The organism is Xanthocytophaga agilis, from assembly GCF_030068605.1.
Classification (GTDB): Bacteria; Bacteroidota; Bacteroidia; order Cytophagales; family 172606-1; genus Xanthocytophaga; species Xanthocytophaga agilis.
Map to the genome: position 1 here is coordinate 44,375 of NZ_JASJOU010000023.1, position 17,464 is coordinate 61,838.

At 39.0% G+C, this 17,464-nt stretch carries 16 protein-coding genes; 5 read left to right on the forward strand and 11 right to left on the reverse strand.

What is annotated here, in order from left to right; translation table 11 throughout:
* Window positions 1-23 precede the first annotated feature (23 nt).
* Complete coding sequence (locus QNI22_RS37680) at window positions 24-950, forward strand: SDR family oxidoreductase (RefSeq protein ID WP_314519458.1); 927 nt, start codon at window positions 24-26, stop codon at window positions 948-950.
* A gap of 69 nt (window positions 951-1,019) precedes the next feature.
* Here QNI22_RS37680 and hpf read toward each other — a convergent pair whose 3' ends face one another.
* From hpf to QNI22_RS37730, 10 genes are all read right to left on the reverse strand, one after another.
* Window positions 1,020-1,382, reverse strand: a complete 363-nt coding sequence (gene hpf, locus QNI22_RS37685) for a ribosome hibernation-promoting factor, HPF/YfiA family (protein WP_314519460.1) — start codon at window positions 1,380-1,382, stop codon at window positions 1,020-1,022.
* A 159-nt stretch (window positions 1,383-1,541) separates the two neighbouring features.
* The gene (locus tag QNI22_RS37690) at window positions 1,542-2,420 is read right to left on the reverse strand and encodes a tyrosine-type recombinase/integrase (RefSeq protein ID WP_314519461.1); all 879 of its coding nucleotides are present in this window, start codon (window positions 2,418-2,420) and stop codon (window positions 1,542-1,544) included.
* A 154-nt stretch (window positions 2,421-2,574) separates the two neighbouring features.
* The gene (gene rpsU / locus QNI22_RS37695; protein ID WP_314519462.1) at window positions 2,575-2,769 is read right to left on the reverse strand and encodes a 30S ribosomal protein S21; all 195 of its coding nucleotides are present in this window, start codon (window positions 2,767-2,769) and stop codon (window positions 2,575-2,577) included.
* Between the two features lie 117 nt (window positions 2,770-2,886).
* Window positions 2,887-4,296 (reverse strand): undecaprenyl-phosphate glucose phosphotransferase, encoded by a 1,410-nt coding sequence (locus QNI22_RS37700; RefSeq protein WP_314519463.1) that lies wholly within the window; start codon window positions 4,294-4,296, stop codon window positions 2,887-2,889.
* Window positions 4,297-4,512: 216 nt separating this feature from the next.
* Complete coding sequence (gene infB / locus QNI22_RS37705) at window positions 4,513-7,650, reverse strand: translation initiation factor IF-2 (RefSeq protein ID WP_314519465.1); 3,138 nt, start codon at window positions 7,648-7,650, stop codon at window positions 4,513-4,515.
* A gap of 325 nt (window positions 7,651-7,975) precedes the next feature.
* Window positions 7,976-9,232, reverse strand: a complete 1,257-nt coding sequence (gene nusA / locus QNI22_RS37710; protein WP_314519466.1) for a transcription termination factor NusA — start codon at window positions 9,230-9,232, stop codon at window positions 7,976-7,978.
* 50 nt (window positions 9,233-9,282) lie between these two features.
* The gene (locus tag QNI22_RS37715) at window positions 9,283-9,759 is read right to left on the reverse strand and encodes a ribosome maturation factor RimP (protein ID WP_314519468.1); all 477 of its coding nucleotides are present in this window, start codon (window positions 9,757-9,759) and stop codon (window positions 9,283-9,285) included.
* Between the two features lie 322 nt (window positions 9,760-10,081).
* Window positions 10,082-10,465, reverse strand: coding sequence for a hypothetical protein (locus tag QNI22_RS37720; protein WP_314519469.1), 384 nt, complete (start codon window positions 10,463-10,465; stop codon window positions 10,082-10,084).
* A gap of 86 nt (window positions 10,466-10,551) precedes the next feature.
* On the reverse strand, window positions 10,552-11,118 hold the full coding sequence (locus QNI22_RS37725; protein WP_314519471.1) for a hypothetical protein: 567 nt from the start codon (window positions 11,116-11,118) through the stop codon (window positions 10,552-10,554).
* 509 nt (window positions 11,119-11,627) lie between these two features.
* Complete coding sequence (locus QNI22_RS37730; protein WP_314519474.1) at window positions 11,628-13,070, reverse strand: serine hydrolase domain-containing protein; 1,443 nt, start codon at window positions 13,068-13,070, stop codon at window positions 11,628-11,630.
* 209 nt (window positions 13,071-13,279) lie between these two features.
* On the opposite strand from QNI22_RS37730, the gene QNI22_RS37735 reads away from it, so the two are divergent.
* The gene (locus QNI22_RS37735) at window positions 13,280-13,822 is read left to right on the forward strand and encodes a hypothetical protein (RefSeq protein ID WP_314519475.1); all 543 of its coding nucleotides are present in this window, start codon (window positions 13,280-13,282) and stop codon (window positions 13,820-13,822) included.
* A gap of 178 nt (window positions 13,823-14,000) precedes the next feature.
* Entirely contained in the window at window positions 14,001-14,807 is an 807-nt protein-coding gene (locus QNI22_RS37740) for a hypothetical protein (RefSeq protein ID WP_314519476.1), read from the forward strand.
* An 89-nt stretch (window positions 14,808-14,896) separates the two neighbouring features.
* Here the strand turns inward: QNI22_RS37740 and QNI22_RS37745 are convergent, their stop codons facing one another.
* A complete protein-coding gene (locus tag QNI22_RS37745; RefSeq protein ID WP_314519478.1) occupies window positions 14,897-15,601 on the reverse strand; it encodes a type 1 glutamine amidotransferase domain-containing protein in 705 nt (234 codons plus the stop codon).
* Window positions 15,602-15,888: 287 nt separating this feature from the next.
* Here QNI22_RS37745 and QNI22_RS37750 point away from each other — a divergent pair, with 287 nt between their 5' ends.
* A complete protein-coding gene (locus QNI22_RS37750) occupies window positions 15,889-16,455 on the forward strand; it encodes a Crp/Fnr family transcriptional regulator (protein WP_314519480.1) in 567 nt (188 codons plus the stop codon).
* Window positions 16,456-16,503: 48 nt separating this feature from the next.
* Window positions 16,504-17,430: a hypothetical protein gene (locus tag QNI22_RS37755; protein WP_314519482.1), complete on the forward strand. Its 927-nt coding sequence runs from the start codon at window positions 16,504-16,506 to the stop codon at window positions 17,428-17,430.
* The last annotated feature ends 34 nt before the right edge of the window (window positions 17,431-17,464 follow it).

The following is a 17,464-nucleotide window of genomic DNA, read 5'->3' on the forward strand; positions in this document are numbered from 1 at the left end:
TATATTCAAGCATACATTTATCCATGAAAAAGATCCTTCTTACCGGCTCCAATGGTTTATTAGGTCAAAAACTGGTTCAGTTAATTCTGGAACAAGGCGAATATGAACTCATTGCTACTGCACGTGGTGAAAACAGATTACCAATCTTAGAATCAGGCAAGGGAACTTATCGTAGTCTGGATGTTTCCAATCCAGAAGCTGTGCAACAGATAATAGCAGAATTTAAGCCTGACTATGTAATTCACACTGCAGCAATGACCAATGTAGATCAATGTGAATCAGAACGTGAAGGATGTTGGAAACTCAATGTAGATGCAGTCCAGCACCTATCAGAAGCATGTGCTGCTCATAATACATTTCTGCTACACCTCTCTACCGATTTTATTTTTGATGGTGAAGCAGGTCCTTATGATGAAAATGCAGAAGCAAATCCGCTGAGCTATTATGGCGAAAGCAAACTAGCTGCCGAAAAAATTGTATTACAAAGTCCTAATCTTCGCTGGGCTATTGCTCGTACTATCCTTGTCTATGGTATCGCACACGATATGAGCCGTAGTAATATTATTCTTTGGGTAAAGAACTCATTGGAAGGACAAAAATCTATAAAAGTAGTAGATGACCAGTGGCGTACTCCAACATTAGCAGAAGATCTTGCAATGGGTTGCTATCTGATTGTAAAGCACGATGCAACAGGAATATTTAATATATCAGGTAAAGATATGCTAACTCCTTGGGAGATGGCGAATCAAACGGCTGATTTCTTTAGCCTTGATAAATCCTTTATGACCCGTGCAGATTCAAGTACATTTACTCAGCCAGCCAAACGTCCGGCAAGAACAGGCTTTGTTATCACAAAAGCGGAGCAACAATTAGGGTATCAACCACATTCTTTCACAGAAGGTATTGCTATTGTTGCCGAACAAGCGAAAGCTTTTAGCAAGTCTAATTAATACAAAGGCCACTCTGGTTTCAGAGTGGCCTTTGTATAGTGTCTGTCTCTTCAGACATATTTATTATTTCTAGAATTCTTCTTCTACTTCAATACTGGTTACATCTTCAACTCCGTTTGAATCTGTTTTATGACTTCGGAGTTTTTCTTTATGCTTTCTGAGTTGCGATTTCATTGTTTCTAATGCCAGATCAGTAGCCGCTTCAAACGTGCTGGCTTTCTCTTTGACAAAAAACTGATTGCCTGGCACATTTATGCGAAGTTCGAAAACTTTATTCTCTTTATTATCGCATTTTTCCAGCCTTAAAATCACTTCACCGTCAATAATTCGACCAAAGAACGTATCCAGTTTCTCTGCCTTTTTCTGAATGAAGGCCAACAGTTTGCTGTCAGCATCAAAGTGAAGAGATTGCATCTGCAGTTTCATACGCATAAATAATTAAAGTGAAACAATTAATTTAATCAATGTACAAATGCACAGATATGCAAATGTGCAAATAATTGATTCATAGCTAATTTCTCATCATTTTGTATGGTTAACTATGCAACGAGTTACTTACAAATTTGCGTTTGTACAAATTTGTACATTTTCTTACGCCTTGGGGTGCGCCTGCTCGTATACTTTTTTCAGCTTTTCGAGCGAGTTGTGCGTGTAAACCTGAGTCGCAGCAAGGCTACTATGACCCAGAAGATCTTTAATTGCGTTTAAGTCAGCTCCTTTATTTAACAGATGTGTTGCAAATGTATGCCGCAACACATGTGGGCTTCGTTTGTCTACAGTTGTTGCAGTCAGGTATTTGCGTACAATCCGATAGATAAGCATGGGATAGGCTTCCTTTCCTTCTGTTGTCACTACCAGATGTTTATCTGCTGTACCATTGAATTCACGTTCTTTTTCCTGTTGATACATTTCTATGAGCGGAAGTAAGCTGGCATGTAATGGAATAATACGTTGTTTATTCCGTTTACCTGTAATTTTTATCGTACTTTCTATCTTGGATATCATACTATCATCCAAGCTCAGTAATTCGCCAAGCCGTATACCTGTACCATATAACATTTCCATCACCAAACGATCTCTAAGTCCCTCAAAACCATCAGGAAACGGAAAAGAATCCAACAGTGCTACCAGTTGTTGCTCTTCCACAAAATGAGGCAGTTTTTTACTTTCTTTTAAGGAACGAACCTTAAGCATAGGATTTTGAACAATAGTCCCTCGCCGTAATAAAAATTTATAAAAAGTACGTAGAGTAGCTATTTTCCGGTTTATAGAGGTAGCATTGATCTGCATATCAACCAAACTTACAATCCAGGAACGGATAATAGGAAAAGTAGCCAGTTCCGGCTGTGAGTATTCATAAGATGACTGGAGAAATGCGGCAAATTGCTCAAGATCGGTCTGATAAGCTGTTATAGTATGCGGACTACACCTTTTCTCGTATTGTAGATATTTTAAAAATAATTCAATCATGCCAACTCTCAATTATAAGCGTCTTCGTAGCACCAACATACAAAAGAAAAAATACAAATGCTATTCTTTACCTTTTTTATTTTCCACAAACACAAAAACCCCACCTGGATCAGGTGAGGTTTTAGCAAAATGTTATTTTGGGAAATTCTACGGCTTAGATCTCTTCCTGAGCTCTCATTCTCTCGCGATAAGCAGCACGAATTACTTCATTTCTTCTACGAACAGAATTTTTTTCAAATGCAGTTCTTGAACGAAGTTCTTTTAGAACACCAGTTTTTTCAAATTTCTTTTTGAATCTTTTCAGCGCTTTGTCAATAGATTCGTTTTCTTTTACCTGAACAATGATCATGATATTTTGTTTTATAAACTATATTTTAAACAGAAAACTCTTTTCCTAAAAAACGGGCTGCAAATCTAATTATTTACTATTAAAATCGCAAATATATATGTTCAATATTTCACTTAGTTAGAATGCATTTTCCTCTCCCTGGAATATATTGGTTACAGTTTGTACGATAATTTTAATATCTAGCCACAAACTCCAGTTCTCCATATACCATGTATCATACTCCAAACGCTTACGCATAAGCTTAGGATCTGATCCGGTCTCTCCACGAAAGCCATTTACTTGAGCATGTCCAGTAATTCCCGGTGTAACAAAGTGACGAATCAGATATTTTTCAATCATCTGAGAGTATTCTTCTGTATGTTTCAACATGTGTGGTCTTGGTCCTACTACAGACATATCTCCCATTAACACATTGAAAAACTGAGGCATCTCGTCTAAACTGGTTTTGCGTAGAAACGCACCAACTTTGGTTATCCGTTTGTCTCCCCGTGTCGCCTGCTTGCTATTTGATTCATTGTTTACATACATGGTACGAAACTTATAGCAGTTAAACAGCTTGTTCTTACGACCTGACCGGGGTTGCTTAAAGAAGATAGGCCCCCTGGAATTTATCTTGATGGCAATACCGATTATTAAGAATAACCATGGGAACACCAATAATATAACAGCCAGTGAAAACACAATATCAAATATCCTCTTTAATGTTCGGTTGCTCCATACTTGTAAAGGTTCCTGACGGAAGGTCATGATAGGTACAGTATCGTAAAAATCGATATTGACTTTACGCTGCATCAAACCTCTGAAATCCGGAGCTATTTTAAAATAAATAAAATGCTCATCTGCAAAATCAGCCAGATCCTTAATTAACTCGGTATTATTCAGCGACTTGGCATAGTAGATCTCGGTAATCTGATTCTCTTTGCAATAATCCTTTAGATGTTCGAGTCTTCCTTTTATTACCAGATTAGGTAATTCGGGCTGATCATCAAAGAATCCCATAAACTTGGTTTCTTTCCCTTTATTACCAATAATATAATGGTATAGATCGTTTCCTGCATACCCAGCTCCTACTATTACAACCCGATTCTCATTCTCACGTAATTTTATTCCATACCTCAATATGATTGAAATAACTACCCGAAACAAAAATGTAGCCCCAAAGCTAAAGAGATATGCGGCAGAAAGGAATGCCCGTGAAAGATCGTAATACTTATCGCGAAAGCCTATAATAAAGACAAAGATAAGCAACGCATGAAAGGCAAAGGTATATACCAGTGTAGAGAAGAACTTACGCGTCTTCAATAAACTTCTGTAAATATTTACGTCACGCAGCAATACAACTCCAAGTGACGCAGGTATCCAGGCCAACTGAAATATTCTTAGAAAATCAACATAATAGTTAGAATAATCTATAGAATAATGATGCCGCCATTGATAAGCAGACCGACAGGCCGCATCCAGTAAAAAGAAATCAACAATTAATAAAACAAGGCCAATGAACTTAGAATAAGGGGAGTTCCTTTGCATAGCTAGTAATAATTTTCAATCTATATCGTTTAGTAGTATCTTAGAAAAGGAAGTAATCATTCTATGAAATAAATCAGATATCAAAGTTAGTAAATTATTTATTACCAGACATTAACACAATATTATACAATTTCAACTTTTACTTGTTGTTTATGAAGTATTTATAAAAAAAGCCGCTTGCTGTAAGCGGCTTTTTTTATAAAAAGAAAACTCTTATTACAATGTTCGTTTAGTCTCACGGTTTTCAAAGCTTTCTATCGTATCACCAGTAAGAAGATCGTTAAAGTTTTTCACACTCAAACCACACTCATAACCGAACTTCACTTCATTAACATCATCTTTGAAACGCTTCAAAGCATCAATCTCACCTGTGTGAACAACGATACCATCCCGGATAACACGTATCTTATTATTTCTCTTAATAAGACCTTCCTGTACATAACATCCGGCAACAGTACCTATTTTTGAAATCTTAAAGACTTCTCTCACTTCGATTGTACCCATAATTACTTCTTCTACCTTCGGTGCAAGCATGCCTTCCATAGCATCTTTCACTTCATTGATAGCATCGTAGATGATAGAATACAGACGAATTTCTATTTCTTCATTTTCTGCAGCTTTACGTGCATTAACAGATGGACGTACCTGGAAACCAACGATTACAGCATCTGAAGCTGAAGCCAGCATAACGTCGGCCTCAGAAATTTGTCCAACACCTTTATGGATAATACGTACCTGAACTTCATCTGTAGACAATCGTAGTAAAGAGTCAGCCAAAGCTTCCACAGAGCCATCCACGTCGCCTTTTACAATCAGGTTTAATTCACGGAACGAATCAAGTGCCAGACGACGACCTATTTCATCCAGGGTAATGTGGCGACGCGTCCGTATACTTTGCTCTCGTAAAATCTGCTCACGTTTGTTTGCAATCTCACGTGCATCACGTTCAGACTCCATCACATTAAATTTCTCACCGGCCTGTGGTGCACCATCCAAACCTAATATCTGTACAGGAGTAGATGGACCAACTTCTTTCACACGTGCGCCCTTGTGATTAAGCATCGCTTTTATACGACCGTAGTGTGCACCTGCCAATAAGATATCTCCAATTTTCAATGTTCCGGCCTGTACCATTACTGTAGCAACATATCCACGGCCTTTATCCAGTGCAGCTTCAATTACAGATCCCACAGCTTTCTTCTTCGGATTAGCTTTCAGATCAAGAAGTTCTGCTTCCAACAGCACTTTTTCCAACAGCTCGTCAATACCTTTTCCACTTTTGGCAGAGATTTCCTGGCTTTGGTATTTACCACCCCATTCTTCTACCAGAACATTTTCTTTTGCCAGTTCTTCTCTGATTTTCTCAGGATTAGCATTAGGCTTATCAATCTTATTAATAGCAATTACAATAGGAACTCCGGCAGACTGCGCGTGGTTAATAGCCTCTTTGGTTTGAGGCATCACATTATCGTCAGCTGCTACTACAATAATAACAACGTCTGTGATTTTTGCACCACGGGCACGCATAGCGGTAAATGCCTCGTGACCAGGTGTATCCAGAAACGTAATTTTCTTACCAGAATCTGTAATTACATCGTATGCTCCAATGTGCTGTGTAATACCTCCAGCTTCACCAGCAGCTACTTTAGCCTTCCGAATATAATCCAGCAATGAGGTTTTACCGTGGTCAACGTGACCCATAATTGTAACAATAGGAGCACGTGGCTTAAGATCTTCTTCTACATCCTCCTCATTACTAATCAGATTCCCTTCAATCTCCTCCTCTGCTGAGATAAACTTAACATCATAGTTAAATTCATCTGCAATAATAGTGATAGCCTCAGCATCCAGACGTTGGTTAATAGAAACGAACATACCCAGATTCAAACAAACTGAGATTACATCGTTTACAGAAACATTCATCAGAGAGGCCATATCATTTACAGACACAAACTCTGTTACACGAAGGATGTTTGTTTCTTCTACTTCCCCAATTACCTCCTCGCGATTATCTCGGGAGCGAGTCTTTCCTTTACCACGAATCGCATTACGGCCACCCATTTTGGCTAAGGTTGCCTTTAGCTGGTCCTGAACCTCACGATCGGATACTTCTTCCCGCTTGTTTTTGTTCCGCTTATTACCTTGCTGTCTGTTATTATTGTTATTGCTGTTGTTATTATTACTATTATTGTTGTTATTGTTACCAACAGGTTTGTTCTTTGATTGTCCTGTATTCGTGTTGGTATTGGTATTATTGTTTGTATTGGCATTCGTATTCGAAGGCTGGCCTTTTGGCTTTCCTGCTTCTGTAGTGTTATTAGTATTATTCTCTGGTTGGCCTGATTTTAACCGTTTACGCTTACGTTTCTTCTTTTTCTTATCATCATCATTCGCAGCATTAGCCGGGTTATTGTTACCAGCAGGTCCACCTTTTTTACGTTTATCTTTATCTAAAGGCAACTCTATTTTTCCCAAAACAGATAACCCTCTCAATGTTTCTCCTCTTGCCTTTACCAATTCAACCCTTTCTTCTGGTTGAGTTGCTTCTACAGGATTACTCTTAGGCTGAGGAGGTATCGATTTCTCAATAGGTTTTTCCGTTTTTGTTTCAACTTTAGGCAATGGAGTTTCTTTAGGTTTTTGTTGCTGAGGAACTTCTTGCGCCACTACTACAGGCGGAGTTACAACAGGTTGTTCAACTTCTTTTACAGGTTCTTCTACCTTCTCTACCTTAACAGGCTCTACATTCTGAACTACTGGCTCCACTTCTTTTACTTCAGGTGCCTTCTCCACTGGAGGTTGTTGCACAGGTGTTTCTATAACTTTCTCCTCTACAGGAGGTTTTACTTCTTCTATTTTTTCAACCACGGGTTCAACTACTGGTTGAGGTTGTGGCTGAACTTTTGGAGGAATAGGATTTCCTTTCTTGTCCAGCTCTATTTTTCCTAATATCTTCACTCCAGGTAAAGTGATACGCCCTGTTTCTGAACGAACAGCAGAAGGTTCCTGAACACCAGGCGTTTCTTTAATAACAGGTGTCTCTTTCTCAGAAATATGAGGTGGAATAAAAAACTCTTCTTCTTCCGTCTTGTCACGACGCTCTGGCCGATTAGCATCTACAACCAGATTCTCATTATGTTTCTTACCAATAGTAAGTTCAGAAGCTTCTTTTTTCTCTAAAGCTGATCCTTTGAATTCTTTTGCCAGTATTTCAAATTGCTCAGAAGTAATTTTTGCATTCGGTGAATTTTCTACTTTAAAGCCACGCTGCCCCAGCACATCCAGTATAGTGGAAGTCCCTACGTTGAGTTGTCTGGCAACCTGACTTAATCGCATCATTTTTTCTTCTCCCATGAGTTATGAATAAATGTCTTTTCTTGTTTTAAGGTAATGTGAATAAAAATGAATGTTACAATGACCGCGTATCGCTGAAAAGCAGAAGATTTCACTCTGCCTCTCCTAACAAAATACTATCCCTGAACGCATAAAAACTGGGCAACTTTACTGGTTAAGAAACAAAAATCAGAAATACCCTCTGAATTATGAAAACGCCTCCTTGCCAAAGAGGAGAATAATGAACGGATATTTTATTTATTATTCAGATGATTACACTAGAGGACGACTTTCATCTTGAAAAGATACTATATTTTTCCCTCATTGCAATCAATTATTTCTATTATTAGCTTTCTTCCTCAAATTCCTGTCTCAATATCTGAAGTACATCGTCAATTGTTTCTTCTTCCAGATCTGTTCTCCGAATCAAGTCTTCTTTGCTCAGAGCTAGCACGCTACGGGCTGTATCCAAACCTACACGACGAAGTTCGTCAATAATCCAACGTTCAATTTCGTCATCAAACTCCTGAAGATCAATATCTTCATCTCCCTCTTCATCTGTATCTCGATATACATCTATTTCCATGCCTACCAGTTTACCAGCCAGTCGGATGTTTTGCCCACTTTTACCAATTGCCAGAGAAACCTGGTCCGGACGCATATAGACAGCAACACGGCCTTCTTCTTCATCAATGGTAATACGACTGATTTTTGCTGGACTTAGAGCACGGGAAATATATAGTTCAATGTTATCTGTGTAATTAATAACATCAATATTTTCATTGTCCAGTTCCCGAACAATAGTATGAATACGAGATCCTTTCATTCCTACACATGCGCCAACCGGATCTATCCGATCATCAAAGCTTTCAACAGCCACTTTTGCTCTTTCTCCTGGCTCACGCACAATTTTTTTAATGGCTATAACCCCATCAAACACCTCAGGAACTTCACTTTCAAATAATCTTTCTAAGAATACAGGAGAAGTACGAGACAGAATAATCTTAGGAGTGCCATTCACCATTTCAACACGGTGTACAATAGCTTTTACAGAATCCCCTTTCCGAAACCGGTCTTTGGGAATCTGTTCTGTACGAGGCAAGGCTAGTTCATGACCTTCTGCATCTAGCAGAATAATTTCTTTGCCTAATATCTGGTATACTTCTGCAACAATTATTTCGCCAACAAGTTCCTTATATTTCTGAAAAAGTAAATCTTTTTCCAGATCCTTTACTTTTTGGATTAGTGTCTGGCGTGCTGTTTGTACTACACGACGTCCGAAATCTTCCAACTTAATAGACTCAGCTACTTCCTCATCCACCTCAAAATCAGGCTCTATCTTCCGGGCATCTGACAGTGATATTTTATCATGATCCCAGATATCTTCTGAGTTATCATCTACAATTTTGCGAAAACGCCAGATCTCCAAATCACCATTGTCTGCATTTATAATGATATCAAAGTTCTCATCGGCGCCATATCTCTTGCGGATCATTGTCCGAAAAACATCTTCCAGAATGCGGATCATTGTCGGACGGTCAATGTTTTTGAGTCTCGCAAACTCCGCAAATGACTCAATCAGTTCTTTACTTTCTTTGCTCATTGTATGTTAGTCTTGGGTCATGAATCTTGGATGTATAATACAATCTCTTTCTATTTGAAAGATACCAGCACAAATGCTTTATCAATATCCAGAATGGCAACTGTTGCCGTGACAAGTTCTTTTTTCTTTTTATTAGCTTTATTTACAATTTCTTCCTGAAAAGTAATATTCTCATTATCAACAGCCTCTAACTTTCCTTCTCTTGTAACTCCATCCTTAAGGTGAATACGCACCTGACGTCCTATATGTTTGGGATACTGACGCACTAATTTTAATGGCTGATCAATACCTGGTGAAGAAACTTCCAATACATATCCTTTAGGAAATAATCCCTCTTCTTCTATTCTCTTGTCAACATCACGACTTATATCTGCACAGGTATCAATTCCTATTCCATTGTCTCCATCTAATGTAATTGTTACTTTAGGAGTAGTTCTTGAACCACTTACATAAACATCAACAACAAAGTAAGGAGATTCGCTTAGTTGTGTTTCTACTAATTGGCGTATGTGTTCCTGGTCTTTCATGCCCTTTGATCTGGTACTGGCTATATTTATAGCTTATCATTCCACGAAGCAAAAGAGGGGACACATGCCCCCTCTTGCTTAATATTTCTGCAAATATAAACTAAATATTAGCTATTAGCAAATATTTTCTATACAATACATGGAAAATAACATTCCAATAATAACTTAACACATTATTAGTCAATATCCATACTGGTAAAAGTAACGAAAATATAAGCATTAACATACCTTGTGGAAGTAATCACTAGTATTACACTGCATAAACACCAGATCATATACTACTACACTTTGCTTATTACCAATTGCTCTTCCTATTCTACCTTTACCCTTCAGCAGCAAAGGAAACCCGCTTCACCTGCCATCCCTTTCGGGTTTTGGTCATGTAAAAGGCTACTGACAATAGTTCATCTTCACTATCTCCATACACGCAATAATACAGGCCCTTTTCGGTATCTGAAGCATTATGACATTCTGTTAATTTCCGTTGTTTACGAAAAATAGTCCCCATCAACTTATCAACGGACTCTTCATTTGCTACTTGTAAAGCCTTGGTTCTGTTTTTGGTGCGCCATGCCTCAAAAAGCGCTTTGGCAGCAGCCTGTGGTGTGGCATACGTTATCTGGGCTTTTACAGGTAACGCACACAAAATCAACAGACTACATACGACTATCTGCCAACGCAGATTGTGTATCCATAAAACACACATAACTTGACAGAATCTAACCAATTCCTTTGGCGTTCTCATACAGCCTAGAAAATTAAAAGAATTCATAGCATATCCCTCCTCTACTCTTATTTAGCTGTGTAAGTAATCTCATTGGTTACAGGGGCAAATTTTCCACTGATATAACCATCAATTCCTTGAAATCTCAGACGAAGTGTAGTTTCGGTAAGTTCCAGGACTTCAGCATCACTTCCCAACAAAAAACCTATCATAGCATTGCTGTTATCTTCTTTCATAACAGGTAGCCCACTCAAAGTCAGTTTCTTACCATCAGAACTGATCTGCCAGTGCAGATCAGGTACAGTAGGCATTGACTTTACACACAATTTTGTTCCTTCAGAGTAAGAAGCGTTCAGATCACTGCTTAAAATAAGTTCATTATCTGCATAACACGAACCTGACTCTACAGGAATTTTGTAACCAGATCGATTGATAGCTGTTACAACCCAACGTTTACGTCCGGTTCCGGATAACTTCTGAAAGGCAGGATTCACTCTAAGCTTGGGATCTATCTTCAGATTGGCATTAGCTGAAGGTTGAATTTTAGTAGCAGTTCCAGATGTTGGAGTCTGTGCGTATAGCACACCTGATAAAACTGAAACGAGGATAAGTAGTAAGAAGTGTCTGGTGTTCATGGTTATATCTTGTAGGTACTACAATTTGATAAAGGCAGGTTAGCCTGAGATGTATACAAATGTAGAGACCGACGCCTGTCTTACTCAAGACATGAACATGTGTGTTTTCAGAGTATACGGCTCTTTCCTACTAAGTTTGTCCATTGTCAAGAACTTATATATACCTCACGCCCTGTCACTCTTTTTTGCTTGCTCAAAAGAGGCGCATCAAATGAGAGTTTGGTGAGCTAGTCTATGAATTTGTAAAAAACACTCCTTTATCCACTTCATTCCCTTATTGTCCTTCTGAAAGAATCTTTTGGCAAGACCGGCGGCTTATGGGTTTGGAAAGTATTTTTTTCTTTCAGAAACCGAACGCGACTCTATTTGTCACACGTGTCCCGCCGTAGCGGGAAGTTTCTTTCAGAAGGGCAGGAAGGAGATGGTTCTTTGAGAAGAACAGAAAAGGGATTTGTGTGTCTAAGAGGTGCTTTTCCTTTTATTTACAGGCTTCTTTGTGAGGCCCATAATTACTTCTTCTCTTTCAGTTGTTTGAGCATTTGTTTGCCCTGCTCAAAGTCAGGATTCAGCTCAATAGCTTTTTCAAGGTTTTGTATACACAAGTCCATCTTCTCCATATTGCCATAGGTATCCGCCAAGGCTACATAGGTTTTCCAATAGGAAGGATATTCTTTTGTATTAAACTGAAATACTTCAATGGCTTCCAGATACTTCTTCTCATAATAGAATTTGTACCCGAGCTTATACAGTATGTTCTCATCTGGTTTTATGATTGCTGTTTCTTTGAACTTTCGGTATTGATCCAGACCTGCTTGCACACCTTTTACACGGGCGGTTTCCCATAACAGTGTTTGTGGGGAATTATACTGATCATAGCCTAACCAGTCATAGAGGGTATACTTCCCTCCTAACGTAACATCAACCAGTTGATCCCGAATGTTCAAGCCATTGTCACTATTGGTAAAATAAACGAGTGCCTTTTCTTTTTCAGGCACTAGTAGTGTATACGCTTTATAGCCTGGATTATCACCCCAATGAAAACCTACTATACCTTGTGCCGTTTTTTCCAGTCCCCATCCCAATCCCCAGGATAAATTAGGTTGTGCATCTGATAAAGAGATTTGTGGGGTAAGCATGGCGGTAATGGATGACGACTGCAAAACAGCAGGTTTGAGAATCGCAATCAATAACCGGGAGTAATCTTCTGCTGTTGTATAAAGTGAGTAAGCGGCGTTGGCTTCTTTGGATTGATTTCCCTTTACCGATTTTCCACTCCTATCATATGCAGTTGCTACCCGTGGTTGTATAACGGAAGTCCAAACCATGTAGCTATCTTTCATGAAAAGAGGTGTAAAAACTTTAATCTGAATGAGTTTATCCAGAGGCATTTGGGTGATGTGCTCAACTACTTTTTGCAGAAATACATATCCTTCACCTGAATAACTAAACTTCTCTCCAGGTGTAAATCCGATAGTAAGCTTATCGTCCCGCCAGTTAGGGAAGCCTGTAGTGTGACTAAGTACCATACGGGCAGTAATGGCATTATACCGTTTGTCTGTCAACCCTTCATAGGGTTTGTCCAGATATTCATGCAAGGGTTTATCCAGAGAAAGTTTCCCTTCTTCTACAAGTTTTAAAACAGCAAACGCAAAAACAGTCTTTGTTAGAGAGGCGGCTTCAAACAGAGTGTTTGTTGTTACAGGAGCTTTGGTAGTTTTATCTTTCACACCAAATGCATGTGAATAAACAATTGTAGAGTGATTCACAATTGCAAGAGATAGTCCTGGAATGTGTGCACTGTCCAGGAGTGGTGTTAGTTTCTGTGTTACATCTTGGACAGAAACTACAGTCCCATCCAAGGTTTGAATGTCTTTGTTGACTGTCTGTGAAAATGACAAATGAGTCAGACAAAGTAGCAGAAAGCTTGGGGGTAAAAGTGAAAGCTTTTTCATAGTAGTGGAGTTGTAAGTGTTGTCTTACAGCAAGATGCATCTACTCTCATAGAGGTTGCATAGTTAATGCATTTAGTTAGCAGGTAGATATAAAGTAAAATATGCTCTTTTCTTACTACTAAAACAGTATTTCATTTCTGATTCTTGCCAGAAAAAAGTATTTTCAAATGAATTAACTTCTTAGAGAGATTTCTTCCTGAAAAATACCTATGGTATACACCCTTGTGGTATATTACAAAAGTTGGAATGTCCAGTTACTGGACGAGTATGGAATGACTATCACTGTACTCACAAAAGAAAAAGCACCCAACCAAACGGCATTCTGGTCTTTTCTATTTCCCAGCATGTATTATCAAACCGCCTTTCTGGAGAAGAACTTAACCATTCAGAAAGAAGAAGGCCAAACATGTGTATTATATGATGAGCATCCTGTTGGCTATATCAGCTTCCCGACCCTGTCCTTATCAGGCTATATATGCACTATTTATCTGGAAGACCAGGAATACCGTCTGATCAGAAAAATATTTTCTACCGAAGAATTCCGAATTGTAAAACACAAATCAGATCTGGTTATAACGTTTACCCACATACAGTTTCAGGAAGATACTAGTGTACTATCAGGATTGTTTAATTTTTCGGATACATTTAATCTGGCTCTGGGTGTATATGATCCGTCTCTGAGTCAGGAGAGGATCCTACAACTCACCTTGCTAGCTGGGTACTGTATTAAATCTGTATATAGCTCAACCTGATAGAAGTAAATGTCGCATTCAAAAAGTATCTTCATCTTAACTATACAACACTTCTGATAATGCTATAATTATGAGACAGTATTAACCATCTCTCCTGTTTTGTACATTCTAAGAATGGCATTTTTATTGCTTGGTTGTACACACTCAAGTTATCGTCCTATCTGCCTCATTTCTGCTTATGTATAAACATTTTTTACTTGTACCCTTCCTCTTCTTCCTTACTTCAACTCTGAATGCCCAGGTGCAGTCTAGCCTTATAGCTGTTTTACAAACCAAAAGCTTTGGTAAACTGAAAAAGTACATGGATAGTGTGAATCGCAATGAGGGGAGTGCTACTATATACCGTGACTATATACGCAATCTTACTACTGGTTACAAGGAGGTCATTTTTTGTGTAGACGCCCGTATATACAAAAAAGAAAATCCATCTTCTTATGAATTTGACTGGTTTCGGATAACCTGTATAACTACCTCAAAGATTTTGTGTTATTATGAACTAAGTAAGCGGAAAGATACTCTAGTCGGAGGCCAGAAAGAACATTATTATGAAACTATTACCAGGTATAGAAATGATAGTACCTATCAGCTTTTTAGAAACGAATTTCAAACCTTATTTCAGACTAAGATAGATGAACATGAGCTTTTTGATGAAGAATCTGTATATGAGGAAGGTTGTGGACTAGGAGGATGGCCTTCAGAATGGGAAGAAAAAATCAGACATTTTGTTAAAAACAAAGAGAGAGGCAGCCTGATGGTCTGGTTACATTCTGCAAACACAGAGAAACAGCTATATGCATTGAAAGGGCTTTCTCAATTGAAAAAGAAGAATAGACTACAATTAAGTGCACATGAAAAAAAGATAATACAATTTATAAAGCATAAAAAGGGAACTGTTCGTTACTGCAAAGGTTGTGTTTTTGGGCCTCCACCATCTGTACGTCGTATAGCCCGGAAGTTTAATTTGGGGATATTAGCATTATTATAGACTAGTAAGACATAGTACTTAACATCAAACAAAAACAGGTCCGAACAGTTGCTCGGACCTGTCATATATATTTTACTATATGCTGGTTACTATTTTGCTTTGGCAGTAACTCCCAATTGACTCAGAATTTCAGTTGCTACCAGTTCGGATGAAGCTGGATTTTGTCCTGTGATCAGTCGGCCATCAGTTACCAGAAAAGGTTTCCAGTCTCCACCACTTTCATAGTTACCTCCTTTTTCTTTTAGCATGTCTTCCAGTGGGAACGGACATTCCTGAGTAGAATTTCCGGCTACTTCTTCACTATTGGAATAACCTGTCACTTTCTTGCCTTTAATTAAAGGGGCGCCATCTTTGCCCTTCACATTTTTTAGCGCTGCCGGAGCATGACATACCAGAGCTACAGGTTTGTTAGCTGCATAAAATGATTCGATGAGTTGGATAGACTGTGTGTTCTCAGGCAGATCCCACATAGGACCATGTCCACCCGGATAGAAGATAGCATCATAATCACTGGCTTTAACCTCTGTCAGGGCAAGCGTGTTATCCAGTTTCTTCTGGGCATCTGCATCCTGCTGGAATCGTTTCACAGAGGCTGTTACATAGTCGGGAGCAAGGCTTTTAGGGTCTATTGGGGCTTTACCTCCCTTAGGTGAGGCAATCACCAATTCGATATCCTGTTCAGATAAAAGGTAATACGGAGAGGCCAATTCTTCGAGCCATATTCCGGTTTTGTGTCCTGTGGCTTGTATTTCACCATAGGATGTAACAACAAAAAGTACTTTCCTGGTTTTCATATGTGTTGAGGTATGTTTTGTGTGTTTTATTTTAAGTTGGCTATATCCCTGTAAGGCTATAACCAGAGACAAGACAATACATAAAAAAGCTGTACTACGTTTCATATTCTGGTAACTAAGTTTGTTTTACTGGGGCAAAGTTGGTAGATCTATGTGTGTTTAAGAAGGAGCCAGATCACAATTTTTCTGTGACGTAGATCACATGAATAGTATAAGAAATAGCAATCTGTATGTGGTAAAATGTACTTTTGCCAATCAGATGTTTAGCTATTCCGCTTTTTAGAATTATGAGTATAGTACTGAGGCAACATATTGAAGAGATTGTAGCACTGACAGATTCCGAATTTGAGTACATACAATCACTCTTTACACACAAAAAGTTAAAGAAACACCAATACCTGGTGCAAGAGGGCAGCTACGTAACACATGAGTATTTTGTGCTGAATGGACTGCTAAAGGCTTCTTATACCAACGAAACAGGCAAAGAACATATTATACAGTTTGCTATGGAAAACTGGTGGGTTACCGATTATCAGGCGTATATCACCCAAAGACAGGCCACACTGAATATCGACTGTATTGAAGCATCCGAACTGCTCAGTATATCGTTTGAAAACAAAAAACTGCTTTGCGCTGAACTACATAAAATGGAGTATTTTTTCCGAATGAAAGCTTCTTTGGGATATGTGGCTATGCAACAGCGTATTTTATCTTTGCTCAACAACGATGCCCGATTGCGCTATGAGCAACTGATGCAGCAATATCCTACACTCCTTCAACGGGTACCTAAGTTGCTGATTGCCTCCTATCTCGGAGTATCACGCGAAACATTAAGCCGGTTTTCAGCTTCCTGAGCGCTATACAGACTACCTCAACTAATCACAGATATATAGATAGAGTATATGCAAACACAACAAAAGCATTTTGTGTGGTATGGCAGTGCGGGAAGTGAAGGCGGACCTTTTATGATTTCTTCTGTTGAAGACTATGCTCAATGGAAAGGTAGCGACGAACAGTTAAGCGAACGATTCCGGATTAGATACGATGGCCCATTGGTAAATGAGCTTTCACCGGATTTTGAGATGGTACAGCCTATTTACTTTTATAGTGAAGCCTCTTGTAAAGAGTTTGTACTGTCATTACTCAAAGAGTTGTATGAGAAGCAACCTCAACTTCTGATGCAGGTAAAAAAAACTGTATGGGATGAAGTAATGAACAGAGAGTATAACATACTGTCACCACATGCCACACCTGATCTCATAGAAAAATGGATGGATACATGGCTGGAGCATATTGGGCTGCAATACAACTTTCTGCTGGAGGAGAAAATCAGCTTTCGTCTTCTGATGGAAGCATATACCGACTACACACACATCTGTGAAATGTATCTGAATCAGGATGAGATCGCTATTGCTCCATTTGGGAATGATGCCCAGGCTCTCTTTTGGGATGTACAGCCTAACATAGTAACACTGGCTCTTGAACCCACAGGCAGTGAAGTGTTATTTGTAACTACGCAAGACATACACAAAGCCAAAGCGCTGGAAGTGATTGCCTCCAGTGATAAATCATACGAAGTAGGTACTCTAAACTTTCCTACAGGACGGGGTGTGCTGGCATGGTCACCGATGACACAAGGAGACCTTGGAGCTGCGGCAGGACTGGAGCCGATTGCAGATTTAAATCCACCTGTGCAACTCAATTCTCTGAACATTCTGGGTGTAGGTACTGTCTTTAAAGTAAAAGCAGGCAATTATGCTGTCACCTGGGGCTGGGACAATGTGGACGAGAAGGAGTTTGCCTGGGTAAGAATTTCATTAAAGGAATAGTTTTGCCTATGGTGAGTACATATTGCTAGCCGAA

Bases quoted from the DNA above. Each gene is read 5' to 3' on its own strand.
- QNI22_RS37750 (WP_314519480.1), top strand. From the start codon at position 15,889: ATGAGTATAGTACTGAGGCAACATATTGAAGAGATTGTAGCACTGACA.
- QNI22_RS37740 (WP_314519476.1), top strand. From the start codon at position 14,001: ATGTATAAACATTTTTTACTTGTACCCTTCCTCTTCTTCCTTACTTCA.
- QNI22_RS37720 (WP_314519469.1), bottom strand. From the start codon at position 10,465: ATGTGTGTTTTATGGATACACAATCTGCGTTGGCAGATAGTCGTATGT.
- QNI22_RS37690 (WP_314519461.1), bottom strand. From the start codon at position 2,420: ATGATTGAATTATTTTTAAAATATCTACAATACGAGAAAAGGTGTAGT.
- QNI22_RS37725 (WP_314519471.1), bottom strand. From the start codon at position 11,118: ATGAACACCAGACACTTCTTACTACTTATCCTCGTTTCAGTTTTATCA.
- QNI22_RS37715 (WP_314519468.1), bottom strand. From the start codon at position 9,759: ATGAAAGACCAGGAACACATACGCCAATTAGTAGAAACACAACTAAGC.
- QNI22_RS37735 (WP_314519475.1), top strand. From the start codon at position 13,280: ATGGTATACACCCTTGTGGTATATTACAAAAGTTGGAATGTCCAGTTA.
- rpsU (WP_314519462.1), bottom strand. From the start codon at position 2,769: ATGATCATTGTTCAGGTAAAAGAAAACGAATCTATTGACAAAGCGCTG.
- hpf (WP_314519460.1), bottom strand. From the start codon at position 1,382: ATGCGTATGAAACTGCAGATGCAATCTCTTCACTTTGATGCTGACAGC.
- QNI22_RS37730 (WP_314519474.1), bottom strand. From the start codon at position 13,070: ATGAAAAAGCTTTCACTTTTACCCCCAAGCTTTCTGCTACTTTGTCTG.
- nusA (WP_314519466.1), bottom strand. From the start codon at position 9,232: ATGAGCAAAGAAAGTAAAGAACTGATTGAGTCATTTGCGGAGTTTGCG.
- QNI22_RS37755 (WP_314519482.1), top strand. From the start codon at position 16,504: ATGCAAACACAACAAAAGCATTTTGTGTGGTATGGCAGTGCGGGAAGT.
- infB (WP_314519465.1), bottom strand. From the start codon at position 7,650: ATGGGAGAAGAAAAAATGATGCGATTAAGTCAGGTTGCCAGACAACTC.
- QNI22_RS37680 (WP_314519458.1), top strand. From the start codon at position 24: ATGAAAAAGATCCTTCTTACCGGCTCCAATGGTTTATTAGGTCAAAAA.
- QNI22_RS37700 (WP_314519463.1), bottom strand. From the start codon at position 4,296: ATGCAAAGGAACTCCCCTTATTCTAAGTTCATTGGCCTTGTTTTATTA.
- QNI22_RS37745 (WP_314519478.1), bottom strand. From the start codon at position 15,601: ATGAAAACCAGGAAAGTACTTTTTGTTGTTACATCCTATGGTGAAATA.